General features: G+C 71.2%; 22 protein-coding genes. 13 read left to right on the top strand and 9 right to left on the bottom strand.

Features of this window, described 5'->3' with window-relative positions:
* A partial coding sequence (locus tag ACT4N7_RS16970; RefSeq protein ID WP_444829714.1) for an AAA family ATPase occupies nucleotides 1–1829 on the bottom strand: 1829 nt, incomplete at its 3' end.
* 353 nt (nucleotides 1830–2182) lie between these two features.
* Here ACT4N7_RS16970 and ACT4N7_RS16965 point away from each other — a divergent pair.
* Both ACT4N7_RS16965 and ACT4N7_RS16960 read left to right on the top strand, forming a co-directional pair.
* A complete protein-coding gene (locus ACT4N7_RS16965; protein ID WP_444829713.1) occupies nucleotides 2183–2428 on the top strand; it encodes a hypothetical protein in 246 nt (81 codons plus the stop codon).
* A gap of 61 nt (nucleotides 2429–2489) precedes the next feature.
* Entirely contained in the window at nucleotides 2490–5381 is a 2892-nt protein-coding gene (locus tag ACT4N7_RS16960) for an ATP-binding protein (RefSeq protein WP_444829712.1), read from the top strand.
* A gap of 321 nt (nucleotides 5382–5702) precedes the next feature.
* Here ACT4N7_RS16960 and ACT4N7_RS16955 read toward each other — a convergent pair whose 3' ends face one another.
* Entirely contained in the window at nucleotides 5703–6761 is a 1059-nt protein-coding gene (locus ACT4N7_RS16955) for a LysR family transcriptional regulator (protein WP_444829711.1), read from the bottom strand.
* Nucleotides 6762–6991: 230 nt separating this feature from the next.
* Here ACT4N7_RS16955 and ACT4N7_RS16950 point away from each other — a divergent pair, with 230 nt between their 5' ends.
* From ACT4N7_RS16950 to ACT4N7_RS16935, 4 genes are all read left to right on the top strand, one after another.
* Nucleotides 6992–8110: a radical SAM protein gene (locus ACT4N7_RS16950; RefSeq protein ID WP_444829710.1), complete on the top strand. Its 1119-nt coding sequence runs from the start codon at nucleotides 6992–6994 to the stop codon at nucleotides 8108–8110.
* On the top strand, nucleotides 8107–8760 hold the full coding sequence (gene tmk, locus ACT4N7_RS16945; protein ID WP_444829709.1) for a dTMP kinase: 654 nt from the start codon (nucleotides 8107–8109) through the stop codon (nucleotides 8758–8760). The genes ACT4N7_RS16950 and tmk overlap by 4 nt, the downstream gene beginning before the upstream one ends.
* Entirely contained in the window at nucleotides 8751–9590 is an 840-nt protein-coding gene (locus tag ACT4N7_RS16940; RefSeq protein ID WP_444829708.1) for an endonuclease/exonuclease/phosphatase family protein, read from the top strand. Before tmk ends, ACT4N7_RS16940 begins: the two co-directional genes overlap by 10 nt.
* Before the next feature lie 65 nt (nucleotides 9591–9655).
* A complete protein-coding gene (locus ACT4N7_RS16935) occupies nucleotides 9656–10153 on the top strand; it encodes an NUDIX hydrolase (protein ID WP_444829707.1) in 498 nt (165 codons plus the stop codon).
* A 57-nt stretch (nucleotides 10154–10210) separates the two neighbouring features.
* On the opposite strand, the gene ACT4N7_RS16930 is transcribed toward ACT4N7_RS16935, so the two are convergent.
* Together ACT4N7_RS16930 and ACT4N7_RS16925 are read right to left on the bottom strand one after the other, a co-directional pair.
* Nucleotides 10211–10405 carry a DUF397 domain-containing protein gene (locus ACT4N7_RS16930; RefSeq protein WP_444829706.1) on the bottom strand — a complete coding sequence of 65 codons (195 nt, stop codon included), beginning with the start codon at nucleotides 10403–10405 and terminating at the stop codon, nucleotides 10211–10213.
* A complete protein-coding gene (locus tag ACT4N7_RS16925) occupies nucleotides 10402–11409 on the bottom strand; it encodes a helix-turn-helix domain-containing protein (RefSeq protein WP_444829705.1) in 1008 nt (335 codons plus the stop codon). The genes ACT4N7_RS16930 and ACT4N7_RS16925 overlap by 4 nt, the downstream gene beginning before the upstream one ends.
* 141 nt (nucleotides 11410–11550) lie before the next feature.
* On the opposite strand from ACT4N7_RS16925, the gene ACT4N7_RS16920 reads away from it, so the two are divergent.
* Together ACT4N7_RS16920 and ACT4N7_RS16915 are read left to right on the top strand one after the other, a co-directional pair.
* Nucleotides 11551–12021 carry a hypothetical protein gene (locus tag ACT4N7_RS16920; protein ID WP_444829704.1) on the top strand — a complete coding sequence of 157 codons (471 nt, stop codon included), beginning with the start codon at nucleotides 11551–11553 and terminating at the stop codon, nucleotides 12019–12021.
* A gap of 51 nt (nucleotides 12022–12072) precedes the next feature.
* Complete coding sequence (locus ACT4N7_RS16915; RefSeq protein ID WP_444829715.1) at nucleotides 12073–12498, top strand: aldo/keto reductase; 426 nt, start codon at nucleotides 12073–12075, stop codon at nucleotides 12496–12498.
* Between the two features lie 5 nt (nucleotides 12499–12503).
* Here the strand turns inward: ACT4N7_RS16915 and ACT4N7_RS16910 are convergent, their stop codons facing one another.
* Nucleotides 12504–13244 (bottom strand): LysR family substrate-binding domain-containing protein, encoded by a 741-nt coding sequence (locus tag ACT4N7_RS16910; RefSeq protein WP_444829703.1) that lies wholly within the window; start codon nucleotides 13242–13244, stop codon nucleotides 12504–12506.
* Between the two features lie 57 nt (nucleotides 13245–13301).
* Between ACT4N7_RS16910 and ACT4N7_RS16905 the strand changes: the two genes are divergently transcribed.
* A complete protein-coding gene (locus ACT4N7_RS16905; RefSeq protein WP_444829702.1) occupies nucleotides 13302–13691 on the top strand; it encodes a DUF5997 family protein in 390 nt (129 codons plus the stop codon).
* A gap of 8 nt (nucleotides 13692–13699) precedes the next feature.
* Here ACT4N7_RS16905 and ACT4N7_RS16900 read toward each other — a convergent pair whose 3' ends face one another.
* The gene (locus tag ACT4N7_RS16900) at nucleotides 13700–14149 is read right to left on the bottom strand and encodes a MarR family winged helix-turn-helix transcriptional regulator (protein ID WP_444829701.1); all 450 of its coding nucleotides are present in this window, start codon (nucleotides 14147–14149) and stop codon (nucleotides 13700–13702) included.
* A 48-nt stretch (nucleotides 14150–14197) separates the two neighbouring features.
* On the opposite strand from ACT4N7_RS16900, the gene yczE reads away from it, so the two are divergent.
* The gene (gene yczE / locus ACT4N7_RS16895; RefSeq protein ID WP_444829700.1) at nucleotides 14198–14803 is read left to right on the top strand and encodes a membrane protein YczE; all 606 of its coding nucleotides are present in this window, start codon (nucleotides 14198–14200) and stop codon (nucleotides 14801–14803) included.
* Nucleotides 14800–15648 (top strand): LLM class flavin-dependent oxidoreductase, encoded by an 849-nt coding sequence (locus tag ACT4N7_RS16890; protein ID WP_444829699.1) that lies wholly within the window; start codon nucleotides 14800–14802, stop codon nucleotides 15646–15648. Before yczE ends, ACT4N7_RS16890 begins: the two co-directional genes overlap by 4 nt.
* 298 nt (nucleotides 15649–15946) lie before the next feature.
* On the opposite strand, the gene ACT4N7_RS16885 is transcribed toward ACT4N7_RS16890, so the two are convergent.
* The gene (locus ACT4N7_RS16885) at nucleotides 15947–17380 is read right to left on the bottom strand and encodes an amidase (RefSeq protein WP_444829698.1); all 1434 of its coding nucleotides are present in this window, start codon (nucleotides 17378–17380) and stop codon (nucleotides 15947–15949) included.
* 242 nt (nucleotides 17381–17622) lie between these two features.
* Between ACT4N7_RS16885 and ACT4N7_RS16880 the strand changes: the two genes are divergently transcribed.
* Both ACT4N7_RS16880 and ACT4N7_RS16875 read left to right on the top strand, forming a co-directional pair.
* A complete protein-coding gene (locus tag ACT4N7_RS16880) occupies nucleotides 17623–18180 on the top strand; it encodes a TetR/AcrR family transcriptional regulator (RefSeq protein WP_444829697.1) in 558 nt (185 codons plus the stop codon).
* A gap of 82 nt (nucleotides 18181–18262) precedes the next feature.
* Nucleotides 18263–19228 carry an enoyl-CoA hydratase/isomerase family protein gene (locus ACT4N7_RS16875; RefSeq protein WP_444829696.1) on the top strand — a complete coding sequence of 322 codons (966 nt, stop codon included), beginning with the start codon at nucleotides 18263–18265 and terminating at the stop codon, nucleotides 19226–19228.
* Nucleotides 19229–19256: 28 nt separating this feature from the next.
* Here the strand turns inward: ACT4N7_RS16875 and ACT4N7_RS16870 are convergent, their stop codons facing one another.
* Nucleotides 19257–20714 carry a protein adenylyltransferase SelO gene (locus tag ACT4N7_RS16870; RefSeq protein ID WP_444829695.1) on the bottom strand — a complete coding sequence of 486 codons (1458 nt, stop codon included), beginning with the start codon at nucleotides 20712–20714 and terminating at the stop codon, nucleotides 19257–19259.
* Between the two features lie 109 nt (nucleotides 20715–20823).
* Nucleotides 20824–21672: a patatin-like phospholipase family protein gene (locus tag ACT4N7_RS16865; RefSeq protein ID WP_444829694.1), complete on the bottom strand. Its 849-nt coding sequence runs from the start codon at nucleotides 21670–21672 to the stop codon at nucleotides 20824–20826.
* Nucleotides 21673–21903 lie beyond the last annotated feature (231 nt).

The following is a 21903-nucleotide window of genomic DNA, read 5'->3' as shown; positions in this document are numbered from 1 at the left end:
GCGGCGTCAAGGTCGCCCGTGGCCTGGGCCGCCCGCGCCGCGGCGGCGCGCCTGCCGGGTCGCTGCGTATCGGGTGCGCCGCCGCGGCGCCGCGCCGCCGCCAGCACCGCGCGGGCGGCGACCGGCTCGCCGAGCGCGAGCAGCACCTCGGCGCGGCCGTGCGTGCCCGCGCGCGACCACCACGTGTCGGAGTGGGCGGCGGGCACCGCGGCCAGCGCCGCGCGGGCCCGCGTCCGGCCGCACTGCCACAGCAGCGGCGCCACGACCAGCTCCGCGGCCATCGCGCGCTGCGCCGCGGTCCCGGACGCCGCGGCGTCCTCGGCGTAGCGCATCCCGTCGGCGAGCTGTCCGCGCCGAATGGCCATCGCCGACCGCAGCAGCGACAGCTCCGCGGTGATCTGGCGGCAGTCGTACCGGTCCGCGAGCGCGGCGACGCGCCGGTAGACCCAATCGCCGTGCTCACCGTGGAACTCGGCCCACAACAGCGTCGGCAGCGCACCCAGCGCGGCGACCAGCTCGTCGTCGGTCGCGCCCGCCAGCAGCGCCGCGGCCCGGTCCATCAGCTCCCGCCGGACCACCGGGTCCGTGGCGTCCAACGCGGGCAACGCCAGCAGCGTGGCCCGTCCGACCCGGTCCGCGCCGGCGTCGACCCGCTCGCCCTCGATCCTGATGCCGATCGCGAGCCAGTCGGCCGCGACCGCCGGTTCCCGGTCGGCCAGCGTGCGCGCGGCCGCGGTCAGCACGGAAACCGCGCCGTGGTCGCCGATCCCGGCGGACGCGGCCACGTGCCGGGCGTAGCCCGCGGCGCTCGCGCCTGCCGCACGGAGGTGGTCCGCGGCCCGGCGGTGGGTCTCGATCCGCCAGTGCGGCGCCGCCATCCAGTAGGCCACCGAACGGACCAGCGGGTGCCGGAAGGTCAGTAGGCCGCCGCCGTCGAGGATGTCCAGTTCCGCCAACAGATCGATGGCCGGGGCGACCGCGGCCCCGTGCACCGCCGCGAGATCGTCCGGGTGCACGCTCTCGCCGAGCACCGCGGCCGTCTGGGCGACCATCCGCGCCTCGGCGGGCAGCCCGCGCAGTTCGGCGGCTATGGTCGCCGCCCGGTGCGTCATCGCGCCAACGTCGACCGGCCGGGCGGACGCCGAACCCAGCCTGGCGCCGGTCGCGGTGGGCAGGTCGGCAAGGATGTGCAGGTAGCCGGGGTTTCCGCCGCTCGCGCTCAGCAGCGCGCGGCGTCGGTGCGGCGTCGCGGACGGGTAGAGCCCGCACACCGCGTCGTCGTCGAGCGGGCCGAGCCGGTGCCGCGGCGGGGCAGGCGACAGGGCGCCGAGCGCGGATTCGAGCCTGGCCTGCGCCCGGCCGGTGCGAAACGCCAGCACGAACCGCACCGAATCGGGCAGCTTGTGGCGCAACAGCGCGGCGAGCAGCAGCACCGAACTCGGGTCGGCGAGATGGATGTCGTCCAGCGTGACGAGCATGCCGCGGTCGGCCGCCGCCGAGGCGAGCGCGGCATGCAGTGCCCGGCCGAGCGCCCGGTACCGGGTCTGGTCGACGCACTCGGACCACCCCTGCGGCGGGCGGAACTCGTCGAACAGCTCGCCGTCGCCGAGGAAGTCGAGGAACAGGCTGAACGGGTGGGCGCGCTCGAACAGGGTGCACCGGCCGGACATGACCACCTGGCCGCGTTCGTCGGCCTGGACCGCGGCCTCGTCCAGCAGCGCGGTCTTGCCGATCCCCGGCGCGCCCTCGAACACCAGCACCCGCGGCCCGTCGCTCGCCGGCAGCTCGCCGATCGCTACCAGTTCCCCATCGCGCCCAGGTAACCGCATGACCGCTCCCTTCACGATGCCGTGACGCAGGGGACATCGCCGCGAGGGCGCCGGACGACCGGGTGGAACCCACCCAATTTCGAGCGCGCCCGCCCGGGGGACGACGCGCCCCTCCGGCCCAGGCGGCCCGCGCCCGAAGTCGATCGACGGAGGGTGATCATCCGGCACCGGAGTGTCGTACGGCGGCACGGCACGGCGCGGTCGGTCGTCGGGCTCGACGGCAGCCCAACCTGCCGATCGGCCGAGAATGTAAGTGATTTCTACGCATGACAGCGGGACTTGGGCGTGTCAAAGTCCGATATGCCATGTTGGCCCGATCGATGTCGGCGATGTGCGCAGAGATGAGGTGGGCAATGGAGATCCGACCGGATTTCGACCCGTCGGAGGTCGACGCGGATGTGCCGGTGACAGCCGAACCGCGTGCCGGGTTCGGGTGGAACCCGTCGGCGGCGGCGTTCGGCCTGCGCGCGGCCACCCTCGCGGGCGTGGTGGTCACCGCGGGTGTGGCGACGGCGATCGGGTTGGGCGTGTTCGACAGCCCGGACGCGGTGAACGCGTGGCCGACGGGGTCGACGTGCTGCTGGGAGGATGAGGTCTAGCCCGCCAGGATTCCCCCGAACGACAGCACAATTCGCCCATCCTGCTCGGTACAGTCCCCACGTGGGGACTCGCTTGTCGATCATCGTGGGGCGAGACCATGAGCTCGCCCTGATCGGTGCCGCGCTGGAGTCGGCCCGCGCGGGCCGCGGCGGCGCGATCTTCCTGGTCGGCGAGGGCGGCATCGGCAAGTCCCGACTGGCGGGCGCGGCCGGTGAGCGCGGGTCCGCCGCGGGCATGCGGCTGCTGCGGGGCCGGGGGAGCACGGTCGGTCCCACCGTGCCGTTCCGCTCGCTGACCGAGGCGCTGCTGTCGCTGGTCCGGGTCGGCGACGCGATCGATGTCGCCGCGCTCGGCCCGTACCGGCCGATCCTGGCCCGGCTGATCCCGGACTGGGGCGCGCCGCCGCGGGAGCAGGACGGGACGTCGCTGGTCATCCTGGCCGAGGCGGTGCTGCGGGTGACAGCGCTCGCCGCGGGCGGCCACGGCTGCCTGGTCACCATGGAGGATCTGCACGACGCCGACCCCGAGACCCTCGCCGTGGTCGACTACCTGATCGACAATCTCGCGGGCCAGCCCACGCTGTTCCTCGGCGCGATCCGGTCCGACGGGGAGTCGGCCGCGCTCGGCCTCGCCCGCGCCGCGGGCAGGCGCGGGTCCGCGACCGTGCTCGAACTGGACCGGCTCAGCCGGGCGGACCTGCGCCGGATGGCCGGGTCATACCTCGACCTGCCCGAGCAGCAGGTCCCGGAACCCGCGGTGGATCTGGTCTGGGCGGGCAGCAACGGCAACCCGTTCCTGGTGGAGGAACTGCTCGACGACATCGCCGACAGCGGGTCCTGGCTGCCGAACCCCGCGGGCGATCACGACCCGGAGCTGCCGCCGACGTTCGTCCGCGGCGTCGGCAGGCGGGTCGAGTCACTCGGCAGGCAGGCGCGGCAGGTGCTGTCGATCGCGGCCGTGCTCGGCAGCCGGTTCCCGCTGGCCGTGGTCCGGGCGGTGTCCGGCCTGCCCTACCGCGACCTGCTCAACCATCTACACAGCGAGGTCGCCGCGCCGCTGGTCGCCCCGGACGACCACACCCCCGACTGGTACGTGTTCCGGCACTCGCTGATCATGGACGCGCTGCTGGAGCTGCTCGACCCCGCCGAGCGGGCGGGACTCGCCCAGCAGGTCGCCGACGCCATCGAACTCAGCTACCCGGACCTGCCCGGCGAGTGGTGCCAGGTCTGCGCGGCACTGCGGCTCGACGCCGGTCAGCTCGCCGCGGCGGGCCGACTCTTCGCCGAGGCGGGCCGCCGGGCGCTCGCGCTCGGCGCCGCCCAGTCGGCGGTGGCGCTGCTCGGCCAGGCCGAGGAACTGCTCGTGCCGGACCCGCTAGCCAGGGCGGACGCCCTGGAGACCCAGTTGTACGCGCTGGCCGAGGCAGGTCTCATCGACCGGGCGCTGGCCACGGTCGACGTCCTGGACCAGGTGGGTGCCCGGATCGACCGGCGCCGCCGGGCCCGGCTGCACGCCCGGCTCGCCTGGGTCGCGAACCTCGACGGACGCACGGTCGACGGCCTCGACCAGGTGCACGCCGCGCGGGCGCTGCTCGGCCCCGGTGCGGCGCCGGAGGACATCGCGCCGCTCGACGTGGTCAGCGCGTACCTCAGCCTGGACCTGCCGGGACCGGGCCAACTGGCCGAGGCCGAGAGCCTCGCGCGCAGTGCGGCCAAGGTTGCGGAGGACGTGCCGCTGCCGGTCGTCGCGTGCCAGGCGTGGCAGTTGCTCGGCGCGCTGCTGCGTCCGCGCGACCCGGACCAGGCGACCGCCTGCCTGGAGCGGAGCCGGTCCATCGCGGTGCACCACGACCTGCCGATCTGGGAGATCCACGCGCTGGTCCGGCTCGGCCTGGACGACGCCCTGCGCGACGCGGGCACCGACCGGCTCGAACAGGCGCGGGACAAGGCGTCCCGGATCGGCGCGGTGACCGCGCAGTACCAGGCCGAGGTGAACATCGCCCTGCAGGCGATCCTGCGCGGCGAGTTCGCCGCCGCCGAGACGCTCATCGACCAGGTGCTCGCCGCGACCACTCGGCTGCGGCTGCTGGAGATCACCCAGTTCATGCTGGTCCTGCGGGCCGTGCTGGCCGGGCACCGGGGTCGGCGGACGGACATGGACCGCGCGCTCGCCGAACTCCGGCAATGGCCGGGCGATCACAGTCAGGTGACGCCGCGGGTGCACGGGCTGGCGCGCACGTTCTGCGCGCTGATGGAGGAGGACCGCGACCTGGCGCGCCGTGAGCTGTCCACCGCGCTGCTCGCCCAGGGACGCAACCCGACCACGATCCGGCTGGCCGGGCGGGAGGGACTGAACCTGCTGCTGCTGGCACTGGCAGGGGAGCTGGACTGGGCCGAGTACCGGTCCGTCTCGGCGGAGCCCGCGGCGCAACTGCGCTGGGACCGGCAGTTCGCCCTGTTCGCCCGAGCGGTGTTGACAGGCAGGGACGGCGACCCGGCGGCGGCCGCGGCCGCGGTGGACGAGGCGCTGCTGGTCGGCAGTCCGTACTCGATGAGCCGCCACCTCGGCCTCCGGCTCGTCGCCGAGGCCGCCCTGGCCGACGGCTGGGGTACGCCGGTCGAGTGGCTGCGCGCCGCGGAGGAGTACTTCCACGGCCTGGGCGTCACCGCGGTCGCCGGCGCCTGCCGGGCGCTGCTGCGCCGGACCGGTTATCGGGTCGCCCAGCGGCGGACGGGTTTCGCGGACATCCCGTGGCGGTTCCGCTCGGTGGGCATCACGCTGCGCGAGTACGAGGTGCTCCGGCTGCTCGTCGGCCGCCTCGGCAACCGCGAGATCGCGGGCGCGATGCACCTGTCGCAGCGCACCGTCGAGAAACACGTGTCCAGCCTGATCGCCAAGACCGGCCTGCCCAACCGGGTCGAACTCGCCAAGTTCGCGGCAACCACCGAATAGCCAGCGCTACTGGAGCAGTGTCTGGTTGTCTCCACCAGCTCCGGCAACCTGCTCGACCGGCTGCTTGTGCCGCGCCATAAGCCAGTTCTCGGCCATGCGGATCGCGGACCATGAACGTTGCAATGGCTGGGCACGCTTCTGCAGCCCAGCAGGGGGCTCGGTAGTTTCGCGCAGTACGAGGTGGTCGAGCGCGGCTACTGCACCGGCCAGAGCGAGCAGGACTGGGAACCCGACCCCGACGATCCGGTTGGGACCCGACCTCGACCATGGCGCCATCGGCTGGCGTGAACGCGACTGACGCCGAAGCCTGGGCACGGTTGGTCAGCCGGGCAGAACGGCGAGAACCGCGCGGGCCGGTGTCGCCGCGGCGAAGGCGTTCCACAGTAGGTTGAGCGGGTGGTCGGCGGCGTAGCGGGCACGTTCGCCCTTGCGGGCGAAGATGCCGGTGACGATCTCCAGACGGGGGCGGTAGTCCTCGGCGAGGTCGATCTTGCGCAAGCCCTGGCCGGGCAGGCGGCCGTCGAGTGCCGCGTTGGCGACGCGTTCGGTGGTGAGCAGGCAGCCGTGCAGCAGGCCGCTGGTGAGCAGGTTGAGGCCGTAGTTGAGGGAGTCGATGTCGGCGATGATGTCGAGCAGGCCGCGGTAGTCGGGCCCGTACCAGCGGATGAGGAACTGCGCGAGCAGTCCGGCGGTGGGTGCGAGCAGCGGCAGGCCGGGCAACCTGGTGGCGGTGACTGGGGTTTCGGGCAGTTCGCGGGCACTGAGGTTGGTCAGCAGGGCGACGCGTTCACGGTGCCATTCCAGGAAATCGTAGTCCAGTGTGGGCGGGCGGCCGGGTTCGGCCGCGAAGCTGCCGCACACTAGGTCAACCTTCTTGCCGTCGAGCATGCGCCACAGGTCGCGGGTGCGGACGTGCTTGATGTTGAGGTGCACATCGCGACGCTCGAAGTCCTCGCGCAGCGCGGGCCACACCGCGCCGAGGAACTGCACGGTGAACTCGGTGGTGCCGAAGGTGACGGTGGAGCCGACCCGGCGGCGGCTGCGGTGCAGGCTGTCGGTCCAGGACAGCAGGGTCTTCCGGGCCAGCGCGACGACTTCCTCGCCGGAGGTGGAGAACAGGAAGTCCTTGCCGCGGCCCTGTTTGACCACCAGTGCCTCGCCCACCAGGCGGACCGTGACCTTGTTGAGGTGGTCGAGCTGTTTCTGCACGCTGGACTGCTCGCGGCCCAGAGCGCGGGCGGCGCGTTGCGCGGTGCCGGTGGCGTGCACCACGGCCAGGGTGCGCAGTTGGTCGAGGCTGATGTCGAGCATCTCCGGCGGGCAGCCGAGCAGTGTGGCCAGCACCTCCGCAGTGTCGCCGTCGTCTCCGATGTCCAACACCACGCCTCCTCGTTCTGCCATGGCTGGGTGGCGTACACCCTGACATGGAATTGTCCGGTCGGACAGTGGGGTTGTCGTTGATCGCAATTCCAGCCGAGATGTTCCAAAAATGTTCGCCCGAACATCTCAAGTCACGATACTGTTCGATCGAACAGTATCGCGTGGGCCCGACCGGGTCCGCCCGCAGTGGCGTCCGACAACGTGGCGCCTGGGAAGCGGAGGTTCTTCTGGTGACCGCTCGCAGCATCGCCACCGACGAGGTGGCCACGTCCTGCTACTTCCGCACCACGGTCGAGCAGCCGTTCCGCAAGGCACTGGTCCAGATCAATGAGGACTGCAATTTGCGATGCGCCCACTGCTTCGTGTCCGCGACGAGGATCGGCAAGCAGATGCCGCTGGCCGAGGTCATCGAGAAGGTGATCCCGCGCCTGGCCGCCGCCAGAGTCGCGCGGGTCACCCTCACCGGCGGTGAACCGAGCATCCACCCCGACTTCCTGGCCATTGTGCGCGCGTTCCGCGCCGCGGGCATGGACGTCGGGATCTGCACTAACGCCACCGCGCTGGACGCCGCCCAGATCCGCGAACTCGCCGCGCTGGCCGTGCACTGCAATGTGTCCCTGGACGGGTTCGCGGCTGATTCGCACGGCAAGTTTCGGGGTGACCGGGCCAGCTTCGCCGTCACCGTGGCCACCGTGGAGAAGCTCGGCGCGGCCGGGATCCTGCAAGGCCTGCTGTGCACGCCGAACACGTTGGCGCAGAACGAGGAGTACGCCCGGCTGTGCGCCTTCGCGCAGGAGAACGGCGCGCGCTACGTGCTGCTCAACCCGCTGGGCAGCATGGGCCGCGGGGTCAAGTCGCGGGCGAAGCTGGCGAAGACGACCGCGCACATGCGGGAGATCTTCGAGCTGACCGCGCCGTTCGACGGCCCGGAGTTGGACATCGCGCACATCCGCTTCCCCAACACGCAGGGCAGGCCGCTGGCCGGCTGCGAGGCCGGGACGATCATCTACGTGTTCACCTCTGGCGAGGTCACCGTGTGCCCGTATCTGGTGTTCGCCGCCCGCACACCTGCCGCTAAGCACGCCGACACCGAGTTCATCGTCGGCAACATCTTCACCGACCCGGACATCGCGCGGCGCCTGGACGACTACCGGTTCCACGACCGCTACCAGGTCGGCGCGAACCCTACCTGCGGGTCGTGCTCGATGAACCCCGGGTGTGGCAAGGGCTGTCCGGCAGCGGTGGTCGCCGTCGGCGGCCGGATCGGCGACATCGACACCGAGCAGTGCCCGGTCACCGACAAGTCGTACACCCAAGGGCGTCGGCTGCTGCCGCTGATGCCCGCATGACCGGCCTGTTCGACGAACCCCGCCGCCTGGCCGGGACGTTGATCACCGTGGACGGCCCCGGCGGGGTGGGCAAGTCCACCGCCGTGCGCCTGGTCGTGGACACGCTGAAGGCGGCCGGACTGGCGGTGCACGCGACGACCCAGCCCTCCCTCGCGCCGCTGGGCGAGCTGGCCCGACACGGCACCGACACCTACCGAGGTATGGCCCTGGCGTGCCTGTGCGCCGCCGACCGCCACCACCAACTCGCCACCGAGATCGTGCCCGCGCTGCGCGAGGGCACAGTGGTGGTGTGCGACCGCTACGTCGCGTCCTCGCTAGTGCTGCAAGGTCTCGACGGCCTGTCGGCGGAGGTGGTGTGGCAGCTCAACCACGGCGCCTACCGGCCCGACCTCGCGGTCATCCTCACCGGCGACCCACAGGTGATCGACGCTCGACTACGGGCCCGCGGCGGGCACAGCCGCTTCGAACGCGCCGAGGACAACAGCGACATGGAGACCGGCCTGTACGTCCACGCTGTGGTCGACCTGCAGAACAAGGGATGGCCGGTCGCCACGGTAGAGGCCACCACTGACCCACCCGCCACGATCGCCGCCACAATCGTGACCCTGATCCAGGACGTCCTGACCGAGAAGAGCCCGGCATGTCTTTGAGCCTGATCACCGTCAATGTCGGCGCCCCGTCGCTGGACCGCGCCCGCCGCCAGCTTCGGTGGCTCGCCGACCGAGGCGAGGACGTGCTGGTGCTGACCGAGACCAAGGCCACCGCGGGCAGCCAGTTCCTGGCCGAAGAGTTCACCTCGGCCGGGTATGCGGTGACCTTCCCCGACCATACGCCCGGCGAGCTCGGTGTGATGATCGTCAGCAAGCTCGCCAGCACCCCGGATCCGCTCGGCGCGGCGATGGACTACCTGCCCGCACGCGCGGCCGGGGTCGTCCTCGACACCACCGACGGGCCGTTGCGCGTCGTGGGCGCCTACGTGCCCTCCCGCGACGCCACCCTGGTCAAGACCGAACGCAAGACGATCTGGATCCAGCGGTTCCACCAGGCGCTGGACAGCACGGCCACAGACGCGCCGCTGCTGCTGCTCGGTGACCTCAACGTGCTCGAACCCACCCACACCCCCACGCACCGCGGCCAGTTCGCGCCGTTCGAGTACGGCTTCTACACCGGCCTGACCGAACGGCACGGCCTGGTGGACCTGTTCCGGCACCTGCACCCCAATGCCGTCGAACACAGTTGGGCCCGTCGGGCGGACCTGGGCTACCGCTACGACCATGCCCACGGCTCCCGCGTCCTGGCGCAGCGGCTAACCGCGTGCGAGTACGTCCACGAGACCAGGGAAGCGGGCATCGACGGGGCCCGACTCACCGACCATTCGGGACTCGCGGTGTGTCTGGCGCTGACCGCGACCTCGGCGCTGCTAACGTCGGACCCTGCCACGGCGGTCACGCACGCCGAGCCGGAGCCCACCTTGTTCTAGGGCAACGGGCCTCCTCGTCGCCGACTGCCGGATCCCGTCAGCCGACCGCGAGGACCCACCGCAGGATGTCCAGCCCGACCAGCACCGTCACCCCGCGCATGGGCGCCCGCGTCCTGCTGCTCGATCCCGCCGACCGCGTGCTGCTCATCCACGCCCTCGACCCTGCCGACCCCGGCCACCACTGGTGGGAACTGCCTGGCGGCGGCCTGGACGACGGCGAAGACTTCCATGACGCGGCTCGCCGCGAGGTGGCCGAGGAAACCGGGATCACCCTCACCACCCTCGGGCGCGAGCTGTGGGTACGCGAATCCCGCTTCCGCTACCAGGGCCGCGACCACCACCGCGTCGAGCACGTGTTTCTCGCCCGCACCCCCAGCACCGCGCCGCAGGTCGCCCTCCAGCCCACCGAGAACGAGAAGGTCGGGCTGATCGAACGCCGGTGGTGGTCAGCCACCGAACTGCGGCAGTGCCGCGACAAGCTGCTGCCCGCCGAACTGCCCGCCCTGCTGGACGACCTGCTTGCGGACCGGTTCGGCAGCACACCCCGCACACTCACAGGCTGACCCGGTAGGCGGAACCCCGGCCAGGTCGGCCAGGGGTGCCGCGTTCGGGTTGCGGAGTCAGTGCGTGGTTGACTTGATCATGGACAGGAGTGCGCCCGCCGCGTCCTTGCCGAACAACAGCGTGGGCCGCTCGGTGGTGGGGAGCGCGGCCTGCTTGGTGTCGCGGTAGCCGACCGTGTCGTCCGCCCACCCAGTCTCCACACACGACGAGTTGTCGGCGCTCCGCGTGGCCTTGCGCCAGTTGTCGATCACTGGATTTCCTTTCTCAGCTTGGCGATCAATGCCCGTGAACGCTTCGGGTTGAGTGCCAGGTGGCGAAGGTGGTTCATCACCTTCTCATAGTCTTTCACGGCATCGGGTGCGTCGTAGTAGTAGGCGGATCGCCGCGTCTCCTCGTACGCCACCCGCCAATCATCCTCAAACCTGAGCAGGAAGAACGCGCCTTTGAGTGCGGGATGCACCCCGACATCCCGAGGGATTATCTGGACGTTGACATTGGGCAGGCTGGTCATCTTCAGCAGGTGATCAAGTTGGCCGGTCGTCACGGCGGTGTCGCCGACCGGCCGACGCAACGCCTGCTCCTCGGCCACCCACCACAGCTCGGCCGGGTTCGCCTCGCGCGTGATCGCGGACTGCCTGCGCATCCGCAGGGCCACGCTCACCTCGACGTCCACGCCGAGCGTGGACGAGGCGTGGTAGGCGATCAGCTCACGTGCGTACGCCTCGGTCTGCAACAGCCCATTGACGATCATGGGGTCGAAGACCTCGATGCCACCGGCAACCGCCTCCAGCCCGACGGCCAACTCGAAGTCGTTCATGGACGACGAGGACTCGATGTCCTGGTGCACTGTGCTCTGCTGGTCCGGCTTGAGCTTCGCCACGGTCAGCAGTTCCAGCATCATGGGCACCCGATCGGGTCGGCCGAAGAAGCCCATCAGAATCTCCAGCGCGGGTCGTGACGGGAGGTTCCTCCCGCTGACCAGGTGGGTGAACCCGACGCGCGACATGCCCAGTCGTTCGCCTGCCTGCGTGTGGTTCTTCCCAGCCTGCTCGCACAGTCGGTCCAGTTCGTACCGGAGCACTCTGCGAGCGACCTGCGGACCAAAGGTCACCTGCACGTCGTAGTCCCTTCGTCGTGTCGCACACCGTAGCGGGTGCGGATCACCCAGCGTATCCACGCTTGATGTTACTCGTCCTGTACGGATGACACTTTGCCGGTTACGGCTCTTTGATGTAACGTGTTCCGTGCAACACATGCTAGATCGGGAGTAGTTGCGACATGCGGGGCGGGTTCCGTATGTCTTCCAGGTAGCGATTCGAGTAGGGAGAGCGGGCGTGGCGACACAGGTAGGGAAAGTCCCGGCGTCGGTGTACGCGGTCGGGGCGGGGGTGGCCCGATGAGCGTGGACTCGCTGGCAATGACCCTGGATCGGGGCGATTCGGTCACGATGTGGGTCAGCAGGGCGGAGGGATGGGCGTGCCTGGCGATCCGGGCTGACGGGATGAACTGCGAGATCCAGATGGACGGGATTCACGTGCGGGCGATGCGTGATCATCTCCCGGACGTGCTGGCCGGTATGGACCGATGGGCCGCTGAGGATGCCGCGTGCGAGCGCGCCGAGATCGCCGGTGAGCGGGCCGTCGACGCGGTTGCCAAGGCGTTGGGCCACGCTGCGGCGGCGGAAGCGGCAGGCGCCCACAGCGTGGCCGCGGCACTGCGTGCGGCTGCGGCTGCGGCGACCGCCAAGGCCAACGAGGTGGATGCCACGGTGCGGGCGTTCGATCACGCGACGGCGGATGCCGACTCCGCGGTCGACAGGCTGATCTATCTCACGTGTGAGGCGGAGACCGTGATCGCGGCACGATGACGGGCCCGCGACCGCCGATAGCCGGGCCTACCTGCCGCACGTGTTCGGTGCCTGCAGGACGAGGGCAAGGTCCGCCACGTCGGCCTGTCGGAGGTCAGCGTCGACGAGCTGACCGAGGCGGAGCGGATCACGCCGATCGTCAGCGTGCAGAACCGGTACAACCTCACCTACCGGCGCTCGGAGCCGCTGCTCAGGCACTGCGAACAGCGCGGCATCGCGTTCATCCCCTGGCTCCCGATCGCGCCGAGCATCCGATCGGCGGCCACCACGGACGTCGTCGCCGAGGTGGCGCACCGACTCGGCGTCACCCGGCCCCAGGTCGCGCCGGCCTGGCTGCTGCACCACAGCCCGGTCATGGTGCCCATTCCCGGCACGTCATCGCGACACCACCTGGCGAAGAATCTCGCGGCCGCCGACCTCGTGCTGTCCGAAGAGGACTATGGCAGCCTGGACGCGATCGACCGGGTGTCCCGCTGACGAAGCTACGACCGGCGGCGAGGTTTTCCGCGTTTGCCGCCGTGCGGTGCACCGGAACGTCGTCGGGTCCCGCCGGTCGGCTTGCCCGCCGCGGGCTTGCGCACGTCGGCGTCGGGACGCGTGCCCTGTGCCGGAGCGCGTCCCCGAGTGCTGTTGCCGGTCCGGCCGCGGACGATCCCGATGAACTGCTCGATCACATCGGTGGTCTCGTCCGCCAGCCACGACAGCGCGACGCGGGACTCAGGGGCGTCCGAGAGGGGTCGGTAGGTGAGGTCCCTGCGGTGGTGCAGCCGGGCGAGCGACTGCGGGACGACGAGCAGCCCCACTCCCGCCGCCACCAACTCGATGGCGTCGCCTGTCGTGGCGGGACGCTGGATCGCCTGTCTGCCAGGCGGTTGCGCCCAGTCGAGGGTGTCGTCGAGGGGGTGCAGCACGACGCCGTCGGTCAGGTCCGCGGCGGACACCTCGTCGGCCGCGGCCACGAGGTGGTCCTTCGGGACCACGACCACAGTCGTCTCGGTGTAGAGGGGTATCGCGTGCAGGCCCGTCCGGTCGATCGGCAGCCGCAGCAGGACCGCGTCGGCGTCGCGGCGGCGCACCAGGTCGGCGGCCTCGGCGGCGGGCACCTGGATGAGGGTCAGCGGGACCTCGGGCGTCCGCTCGTGCCAGGTCCGCACCCACTTGGCGGGTGTCACGCCCGGGACGTACGCGAGTCGGAACGATGGCGGTACGTCCGAGCCTGTCACCAGGTCAGGTTACCGGGCGTGATGGAGTTGGCGTACCCGCCCGATACCCTGGACGCCATGACGCCCAAGACCCCCCAGACGATGAAGCCCGCGACCGCGGCGAAGAAGCTGGGCGTGTACCTCGAAGCCACCCCCGCCGAGTTCCAAGCGGGCGACGTCTCGCGCGACGAGCTGAACGCGCTGCAGGCCGACCCGCCCGAGTGGCTGCGCGACCTGCGCCGCAACGGCCCGCATCCCCGGCAGGTCATCGCGGCCAAACTGCGCATCTCCATCGGCGGTCTCACGCGGGCGGGAATCACCGACGCCCTCACCACCGAACAGGTCGACGCGCTGAAGGCGACCAGCCCCGACTGGCTGCTGCGGGAACGCGCCACCCAGGCCGAGGTCAGGAAAGAAGCGGAGCGCGTCAAGGCCGAGAAGGCCGCGCCCCGCCGTCCGCGGTCCTGACAGCGACGTCAGCGGCCGAGGTGGTCGACGACCCTGGCCGCGATCCGGTCGAGCGCGCGGACCTCGGCGGGCGTGAGCAGGTCGATCAGGTTGCGGCGGACCGACTCCACGTGCGCGGGTGCCGCAGCCTCCAGGACGGCCCGGCCCGCGCTGGTCAGTGCGACGATGGCGCCGCGGGCGTCGTCCTCGGTGGCGCGGCGCTCGACCAGGCCGCGCTGTTCCATCCGCCCCACCTGGTGGGCCAGGCGGCTGGTCGACCACATCAGCCGCACCGCGAGGTCTCGGGCCCGCCACTCGTCGTCGGGTGATTCCGAGAGGGTCGACAGGACGTCGTAGTCCGTGTCCGACAATCCTGAGTCCTGCTTGAGATCACGGGTGATCCGCAGGTCGAGCAGGGTTCGCATCCGGCGGTACTGCCGCCATGCCCGGTCCTGTTCCGCGTCCAGCCACCGCACCATGCGCCCAGACTAGCTGACACGTCAGCAACCTGTGCTAGGTTTGCTGACATGTCAGCAAACCTGGTGCGGATGCCCCTGGTCGGTCGGCTCGTCCGGCTGTACCTCGGCCTGGTCGCGTTCGGCGTGAGCCTCGCGCTGATGGTCCGCGCCGACCTGGGCCTCGGCCCGTGGGATGTGCTCCACCAGGGCATCGCCCGGCACCTGAACGTGCGGATCGGCCTGGTGACGATCGCGGTGAGCGCGCTCGTGCTGATCGCGTGGATCGGCCTGCGGCAACGCCCAGGGCTCGGCACGGTGAGCAACGTCGTGCTGGTCGGGTTCGCCGTGGACGTCACCCTCGACGTGGTGCCCGACGTGGGTGCGCTGCCCGCGCGCATCGCGTTGCTCGTGGCCGGTGTCCTGCTCAACGCCTTCGCCACCGGCCTCTACATCGGCGCCGACTTCGGCCCCGGCCCACGTGACGGCCTGATGACCGGCCTGGCCCAACGCGGCTATTCGATCCGGGTCGCGCGAACGGCGATCGAGCTGAGCGTGTTCGCGCTCGGCTACGCCCTGGGCGGTTCGGTCGGTGTCGGCACCGTCGTCTACGCGCTCGGCATCGGCCCGCTCGTCCACTTCGTCACACCGCACCTCACCACCCGGAGGACCTCATGACCGACCTGCTCATCGGCCTCGGCATCACCACCTCGGCCGACGAGGATCCCGTCGCCGAAGCCATCGCCGCCGAGGCGCTCGGCTACGACTTCGTGTCCGCGAGCGACCACCCCGTGGGCGCCCACGCGTCCTACGAGACGTTGTCGCTGCTTACCTGGATCGCCGCGCACACCAGCCGGATCAAGGTGGCCACCCGGGTGCTCGGCGCACCGTTCCGCCGTCCCGCGATGCTCGCGAAGGCCGCCGAATCCCTCAGCCGCCTGTCCGGCGGCCGCCTCATTCTCGGCCTCGGCGCGGGCCACTCCGATGACGAGATCCGCGCTCTCGGCGGCCCCGCGCTCACCCCTCGGGACAAGATCGACGGCCTCGCCGAAACCATCCGAATCCTGCGCGGCGCCTGGACCCACCCGTCCTATAACCAGCAGGGAAGGATCCACACCGTCGACGACCTCACCCTCGAACCAAAGCCTGCGACGCCGATCCCCGTCTGGCTGGGCACCTTCGGCCCCCGCGCCCTCGCCGTCACCGGCAGACTCGCCGACGGCTGGATTCCCTCCCTCGGCTTCGCGCCGCCCGCCCGAATCCCCGACATGCTCGACCGGGTGCGCACCGCCGCCGCCACCGCCAACCGCCCCGCCGACGCCGTCCGCCCGATCTACAACGTCGCCGTCCACGTCGACGCGACCGCGGCCCGAACCGACGACATGGTCACCGGCTCACCCACCGACGTGCTGGACCAACTCCGCGCGTTCACCGAACTCGGATTCACCGGCTTCAACATCGTCCCCGAAACCCCCGACGACGTCCGCGCCTTCGCCGAGGAAGTCCTGCCCGCACTGCGCTAGTGGTCGTGACCACTAGATCAGGTTGTACCGGCCGGGGGCGATGATCCCGGCCGGATCGAAGACCTGCTTGAGTCAGGGTCGCGGCCTACTCGACGGCCTGGCCGTCCGCCGGGATGAGGGGCAGCACGAACAGCGTGCCCGCCGCCGTCGCGTCGAGGTCGGCTCCTGCCTCGTACGCTGCCCGGCCGCCCACGGCACGCTCGCTATCGCGGCGTCGGAGGGGATGCCGATGCTGTGGTCGAATCCGCGGCACCGTGTGCCAGATCGCACCCGCCGCAGTCGTCGGGCAGTTCGTCCGCTAGCCGTTCAGGGGAAGCTTGGCGTGGATCTTGGCGAAGGGGTGTGCGGCTTCGAGGGTGTAGGCGACTTCGAGGAGGGTGCGTTCGTCGCCGTGGGCGGCGCTGAGGTGCACGCCGATCGGCAGTCCCTCCGGTGTCGTGCCCAGTGGCAGTGAGATCGCGGGGGTGCCCGCGATGTTGTTCAGCGGGGTGTAGGCGACGTAGCGGGTCAGCCGGTCGATGAGGTCGGCGAAGTCGACGGTCGGGCTGATGTGCCCGATGGGTGGGGTGGTGTGCGCGAGCACGGGGGAGAGCACGAGTTCGTGGCGGGTGAACAGGTTCGCGTACGTGCTTGGCACGCGACGCAGGCGGCGCAGCGCTCCCGGGGTGCGGTGCAGGTTAGCGCGGTGGTGTCGATGCAGGCCGCGGGTGAGACCGTCGACGCGCTTGCGATCGAAGGAGCGGCTGAAGGTGAGTTTGCCGGTGTCCACCGCGAGTTCGGCGAGCAGCGCCCAATACTGCAGGAAGTCCACCGCGAACTGTTCGGTGATCGGTAGGCTGATCGGCTCGACGTGGTGGCCTGCCTCTTCCAGCAGCCGCGCGGCGTGTTCGACCGTGGCGCGGGTCTGGTCGTCGAGGGCGCCGTTGAGCGGGTCGAGCGCGAGGCCGATCCGCAGCCGCCGCTGGGCGGGCCCGTGCACCAGGCCGATCGGCGGGAGACCGGGGTTGCGCTGGTGGTCCTCGGCGGCGGCGAGGAAGGCCGCCGTGTCGCGCACGCTGCGGGTGAGGACCCCTTCGGAGATCATGTTGATCGGCAGCCGACGGGCCTGATCGCCGTCGATGTGGCGGTGCCTGGTCGGTTTGAGGCCGACGAGTCCCGCGCAGGCCGCCGGGATCCGAATCGAGCCACCGCCGTCGTTGGCGTGGGCGATGGGGACGACGCCCGCGGCGACGAGCGCGGCCGAGCCGCCCGAGGAGGCCCCGACCGAGTGGTCGGTGTGCCAGGGGTTGCGGGTCGGCCGCTGGGTCATGAACTCGGTCGTGGCGTTGAACCCGAACTCCGGCATCCGGGACTTGCCCAGCACGGTCATGCCGGTGCTCAGGTACTGCGTGGTGTAGGCGCCGTCCCGCTTGGCGGGCAGCGCGGCGAAAGCCTCGCTGCCGTTGTTCGTCGGCAGGCCGCGCACATCGGTGTTGTCCTTGACGAACGTGGGCACGCCGTAGAGCGCACCGGTCGCGTCCGCCGCGACACGTGGGGTGTCCGACTCGCAGACGATCGCGTTGAGCTGCGGCTCCACCAGGCGGGCCCGGGCGATCGCCGCGTCCGCGAGTTCCTGGGCGCTGACCGCTCCGTCGCGGACCATGGTGGCCAGCGCGACCGCGTCGTGATCGCCGAGCGCGTCGTCACCGAAGGCGTGCACCCGCGTCGGTCGGGGAATCGATGGCGTGGTCATCGTGGTCCGTTCGTGTGCGAGGAGGGGCTTGCGCCGCCGGCGTGGGAGGGATCGTACGACAATCTTGAAGATCCCTACGGCACCATCAGGCAACTCGCCGCCGACGACCTCATCGCCCGGCTTGAGACGCTCGCGGCCGACCTCGCCGTTGCGCGACGGGGCCGCGACGCCGTTCCCTACCGTATGTCGGGCCTTCGGAGGGTCAAGTAGTAGACCAGTCTGTATAGAGGTAGAGTGCTGTCATGGCATCGAATAGCAGAGAGCGGATCCTGCGCAGCGCCGCGAAGCTGTTCAGCACCCAGGGCTACCACGCGACCGGACTCAACCAGGTGATCAGCGAGGGCGGGGCACCCAAGGGCTCGCTGTACTTCCACTTCCCCGGCGGCAAGGAGGAGCTCGCTGCACAGGCCATCGCGCTGTCGGGCAGTGAACTGGACACCGAGTTCGCCCAGGTGCTGCACGACGCGCCGACGCCGGGTGAGGGGATCGCCCGCGTCCTCGGCCTGCTCGGCACGCGCCTGGCCGAATCGGGGTTCACCAAGGGCTGCCCGGTCGCCACGACCGCGCTGGACGCGGCGAGCACCAGCGAACCGATCCGCCAAGCCTGCAACGACGCCTTCTTCGACTGGCAGCACACGCTCACCGAGCACCTGACCGCCCACGGGAGACCCGACGCGGACACCCTGTCCACCGTCGTCCTCGCCGCCGTCGAGGGCGCCCTGCTGCTCGCCCGCACCCGGCGCGACCTCGCGCCGCTCACCGCCGTCGCGGCCCACCTACGCACCACATTGGACGGCTGACGCCCGCGCACACCACCCACCCGCGCCGGGGCGATCACAACCGGCGCGCGAAATCGCGACAAGACAACCGAAGGATGCCCAGATGAAAGCCGCACGCGACCTGCCCCTGAAGACGATCCGACTCGAACAGGACGACCGCGTCCTGACCGCGATCTACACGAGCCCGCCGGTCAACATGGCGGACGCCACCTTCCTTCGCGAGCTCGACCTGCTGACCAAGGCCGTCGACCGCGACCAGTCGGTCGGCGCCGTCGTCCTCACCGGAGGCATCAGGGGGCGCTTCCTCACCCACGCCGACCCTGGCGAGATCGGCGCGTTCGCCGCGATGCCGCACCCGGTGATGCCGATGGGCCTGGTCGAACCGGGGCTGCGGATGCAGAACGCCGTCCTGCGGCTTCCCGGGCTGGCCCGACTGGTCGAGCGGCTCGGGCCCGTCGGCAGCGGATTCGTCTGGGGCTATCGCTGGAAGCGGACCATCCTGCGGATGAACCGCTCGGGCGCGGTCTACCTGGCCGCGATCAACGGGCCGACGCTGGGCGGCGGCCAGGAGCTCGCGCTCGCCTGCGACCTGCGCTACGCCGCCGACGCCCCGTACGTGCGGATGGGCCAGATCGAGATCCTCGCAGGCCAGATCCCCGGCGGTGGTGGCACCCAGCGGCTCCCCGGCATGCTCGGCACCGGCCGCGCCCTGGAGCACATGCTCGAAGGCGCGCCGATCGACGCGCGCGAGGCCCTTGGGCTCGGGCTCGTCCACCGGCTGGTCGCGCCGGAGCACCTGCTCGCACAGACCCAGGCGACGGCGGCCAGGATGGCCCGTCGGCAGCGAACCGCGGTCTCCGCGCTCAAGCGTTCCGTCTACTTCGGCACCCGGCGCAAGCTCGGGCGCGGGCTCGACATGGAGCTGTCCGGGTTCATCGCCAGCGCGTTGACCCGCCCGTCGAGCAAGGCCCTCAGCGCCCTCAACGCCGACATCAAGCGGCTCGGGGACAGCCCGTTCCTGGCCGAACCCGTGCCGTGGATCGAGGGCACCAGGATCAAGCAGACGTGAGCTGACGCAGTCACGGTGGGGCAGGGAATCAGGTTCCGCAGAAGGTCCGGTACGCGGCGCCGAAGTCGTCCGGGGCGGGGGCCGCGTAGCGCTCCCGCTCGGGGCGCTCGTCGAAGGGGGCGCTCACCGCGTCCAGGAGTCGTTCGAGCGGGCGCTGGTCGCCCTCGGTCGCGGCGGTGAGGGCCTCTTCGACAAGGTGGTTGCGGGGGACGTACACGGGGTTCACCCGCGCCATCGCGTCGGCGTCCGGGCCCAGGGCCCGCCAGCGGGTCGTCCAGTTGTCGATCGCCGCGAGGTCGGGGAACAACTCGCGCGCGGGCTCGGCGTCGCCGCGCGCGGCCGCCCCGAGGCGGCGGTAGAACGACGTGTGGTCGACGCGGTTCCGCTGGAGGAGAGCGAGCAGGTCGTCGACCAGCGGTGTGGTCACCGTGTTGTCGAGGGTGTCGGGCAGGCCGAGTTTGGCCCGCATACCGGCCGACCAGGCGCTGTCGTACTGCCCGCGGAACTGGCCGAGTGCCTCGACCGCCAGGGCGATCGCCTGCTCCTGGTCGTCGGAGAACAGGGGGAGCAGGGCTTCGGCGAGCCGCGCGAGGTTCCACTCGGCCACGAGCGGCTGGTTGCCGTAGGCGTAGCGCCCGCCGTGGTCGATGGAGCTGTACACGGTGGCCGGGTCGACCGCCTCCATGAACGCGCAGGGCCCGTAGTCGATGGTCTCGCCCGAGATCGTCATGTTGTCGGTGTTCATGACCCCGTGGACGAAGCCCACCAGCATCCACCGGGCCACCAGCGACGCCTGGGCGGCGACCACGGCCTCGAACAGCCCGAGGTAGCGGCGCCCGGCGTCGGGGTGGTGCCGGGCGACGGCGTGGTCGGCGAGCCTGCGCAGGAGGTCGACGTCGCCCGTGGCATGGGCGTACTGGAAGCTTCCGACCCGCAGGTGGCTGCGCGCGACCCGCGCGAGCACGGCTCCCGGCAACAGGGTGTCGCGGCGCACCGGTTGCCCGGTCGCCACCACGGACAGGGAGCGGGTAGTGGGGATACCGAGAGCGTGCATCGCCTCGCTGACGACGTACTCGCGCAGCATCGGTCCGACCGCTGCCAGACCGTCGCCGCCCCGGGAGAACGGCGTGCGCCCGGAGCCCTTGAGGTGGAGGTCGCACAGGTGGCCGTCGGCGTGGACGACCTCACCGAGCAGGAGAGCGCGACCGTCGCCGAGCCGCGGGGAGTAGTTCCCGAACTGGTGACCGGCGTAGGCCTGCGCCACCGGAGTGGCACCCGAGGGGATCTCGTTGCCGACGAGCAGGCGCAGCCCCTCGGGGCTCCGCAGCCAGGCGCTGTCGAGGCCCAACTCCGCGGCCAGCGGCTCGTTGAGTACGAGCAGGCGCGGCTCGGGCGCCTGCTCGGCCTGCCAGGGACGGGCCATCTCCGGGAGCGCACGGGCGAAACTGTCGCCCAAGGTGCCGGTTGGCGGCGGTGCGATGCTCACGCCGTCAAAGGTACGTGCCGACCTGGATGCGCAGGCACCTGGCGCCCCCGGTGGGCAGTGCCGCACCGACGCCCGCAGACTCGGCGACAGCGTCATCGACCAAGCTGCATCAGCCTGCCAGGAAGTTCGCGACCTCAGCGGCGACGCGCCTGCCCTGCTCGCGCCCGGCGAGCGCGGACGGGGCGCGGCACGCCGGGTCGAGCGGATTGGCGCCGAACGCGGCGAGGGAATCCTCGTCGGCGAACACACCGAACGCGCCACCCGCCGCGACTTCCGCTGCCGCGCCACCACCGAACGGCGATGGCGCCGACCGGCCCTGCGGGATCAGCGCGACCACGACATCGCAGCCGTCGGCGAGCGAGAGGTTGACCGCGCTGCCGATACCGCCATCCATGAATCGGCGCTCGCCGATCGTGACCGGCGGCCAGATGCCCGGCACGGCGCAGCTGGCGGCGACGGCGTCGACGAGTCCGACGCCCGATGTCCGGTCGAAGGCGACCAGTTCGCCGGTGGCGGTGTCGATCGCGGAGATCCGCAGCGCCCGGTCCGGCCAGTCGTGCGTCGGCAACCGGTGTGCGATCACCTCGCGCCGCACCGCCTCCGACACCGTCTGTGTCGAGAGCGCGATCGCGCCGATCTTCCGCAGCTTGTCGGCCTTCGTGGTGTTGGGCCGCGTCATCGCGGTGATGAACAGCGCGGTGATCTCGTCGATGCCGACGTTCGGGTTGATCTCGGTCGACGACGGTGCGATCTGCCTGTCGAACAGGGCCGCCAGCTCCAACCCACTGGCGAGCTGGGCTGCCACCGCCGACCCGGCCGACGTGCCGACGAGCAAGTCGGAGTCCAGCAGCGCTCTCGCCGTCGCGGGCGACTCGTCGGCGATGCCCCGCAGAACGCCGGTCTCCCACGCGATGCCCGCCAGCCCGCCGCCCGCGAGCACGAGCCCTCGTTTCGTCACGGCGGTGAGTGTGCCAGGCGGGGGCAACCCGGAGGGCGGGGCGCAGGTCAAGGGCCGACGTGGCTGCACGACCAATCTGCCGTGATCTACCCGGTGAAAGCCGCCACTACAGTGAGCCGGTCTCGCCCCACCAAGGGCGAGACCGGCGGACTCCCGGGGGGCCACAGGCGTTTAATAAAACTGGCGGCGCAGTGTCTGCTGGCCCACTCGGCCGGCTCCGCCGCGCCCACC

The sequence above is a fragment of the Actinokineospora sp. genome (genome assembly GCF_052390155.1).
In the GTDB taxonomy this organism is placed as follows: domain Bacteria; phylum Actinomycetota; class Actinomycetes; order Mycobacteriales; family Pseudonocardiaceae; genus Actinokineospora.
The sequence above is the reverse complement of the archived record's forward strand: the minus strand, read 5'-3'. Positions and strand labels throughout refer to the sequence as shown.

Bases quoted from the DNA above. Each gene is read 5' to 3' on its own strand.
- tmk (WP_444829709.1), top strand. From the start codon at position 8,107: ATGACCGGCCTGTTCGACGAACCCCGCCGCCTGGCCGGGACGTTGATC.
- yczE (WP_444829700.1), top strand. From the start codon at position 14,198: ATGTCAGCAAACCTGGTGCGGATGCCCCTGGTCGGTCGGCTCGTCCGG.
- ACT4N7_RS16925 (WP_444829705.1), bottom strand. From the start codon at position 11,409: ATGTGTTGCACGGAACACGTTACATCAAAGAGCCGTAACCGGCAAAGT.
- ACT4N7_RS16880 (WP_444829697.1), top strand. From the start codon at position 17,623: ATGGCATCGAATAGCAGAGAGCGGATCCTGCGCAGCGCCGCGAAGCTG.
- ACT4N7_RS16940 (WP_444829708.1), top strand. From the start codon at position 8,751: ATGTCTTTGAGCCTGATCACCGTCAATGTCGGCGCCCCGTCGCTGGAC.
- ACT4N7_RS16920 (WP_444829704.1), top strand. From the start codon at position 11,551: ATGAGCGTGGACTCGCTGGCAATGACCCTGGATCGGGGCGATTCGGTC.
- ACT4N7_RS16900 (WP_444829701.1), bottom strand. From the start codon at position 14,149: ATGGTGCGGTGGCTGGACGCGGAACAGGACCGGGCATGGCGGCAGTAC.
- ACT4N7_RS16965 (WP_444829713.1), top strand. From the start codon at position 2,183: ATGGAGATCCGACCGGATTTCGACCCGTCGGAGGTCGACGCGGATGTG.
- ACT4N7_RS16885 (WP_444829698.1), bottom strand. From the start codon at position 17,380: ATGACCACGCCATCGATTCCCCGACCGACGCGGGTGCACGCCTTCGGT.
- ACT4N7_RS16935 (WP_444829707.1), top strand. From the start codon at position 9,656: ATGTCCAGCCCGACCAGCACCGTCACCCCGCGCATGGGCGCCCGCGTC.
- ACT4N7_RS16890 (WP_444829699.1), top strand. From the start codon at position 14,800: ATGACCGACCTGCTCATCGGCCTCGGCATCACCACCTCGGCCGACGAG.
- ACT4N7_RS16875 (WP_444829696.1), top strand. From the start codon at position 18,263: ATGAAAGCCGCACGCGACCTGCCCCTGAAGACGATCCGACTCGAACAG.
- ACT4N7_RS16905 (WP_444829702.1), top strand. From the start codon at position 13,302: ATGACGCCCAAGACCCCCCAGACGATGAAGCCCGCGACCGCGGCGAAG.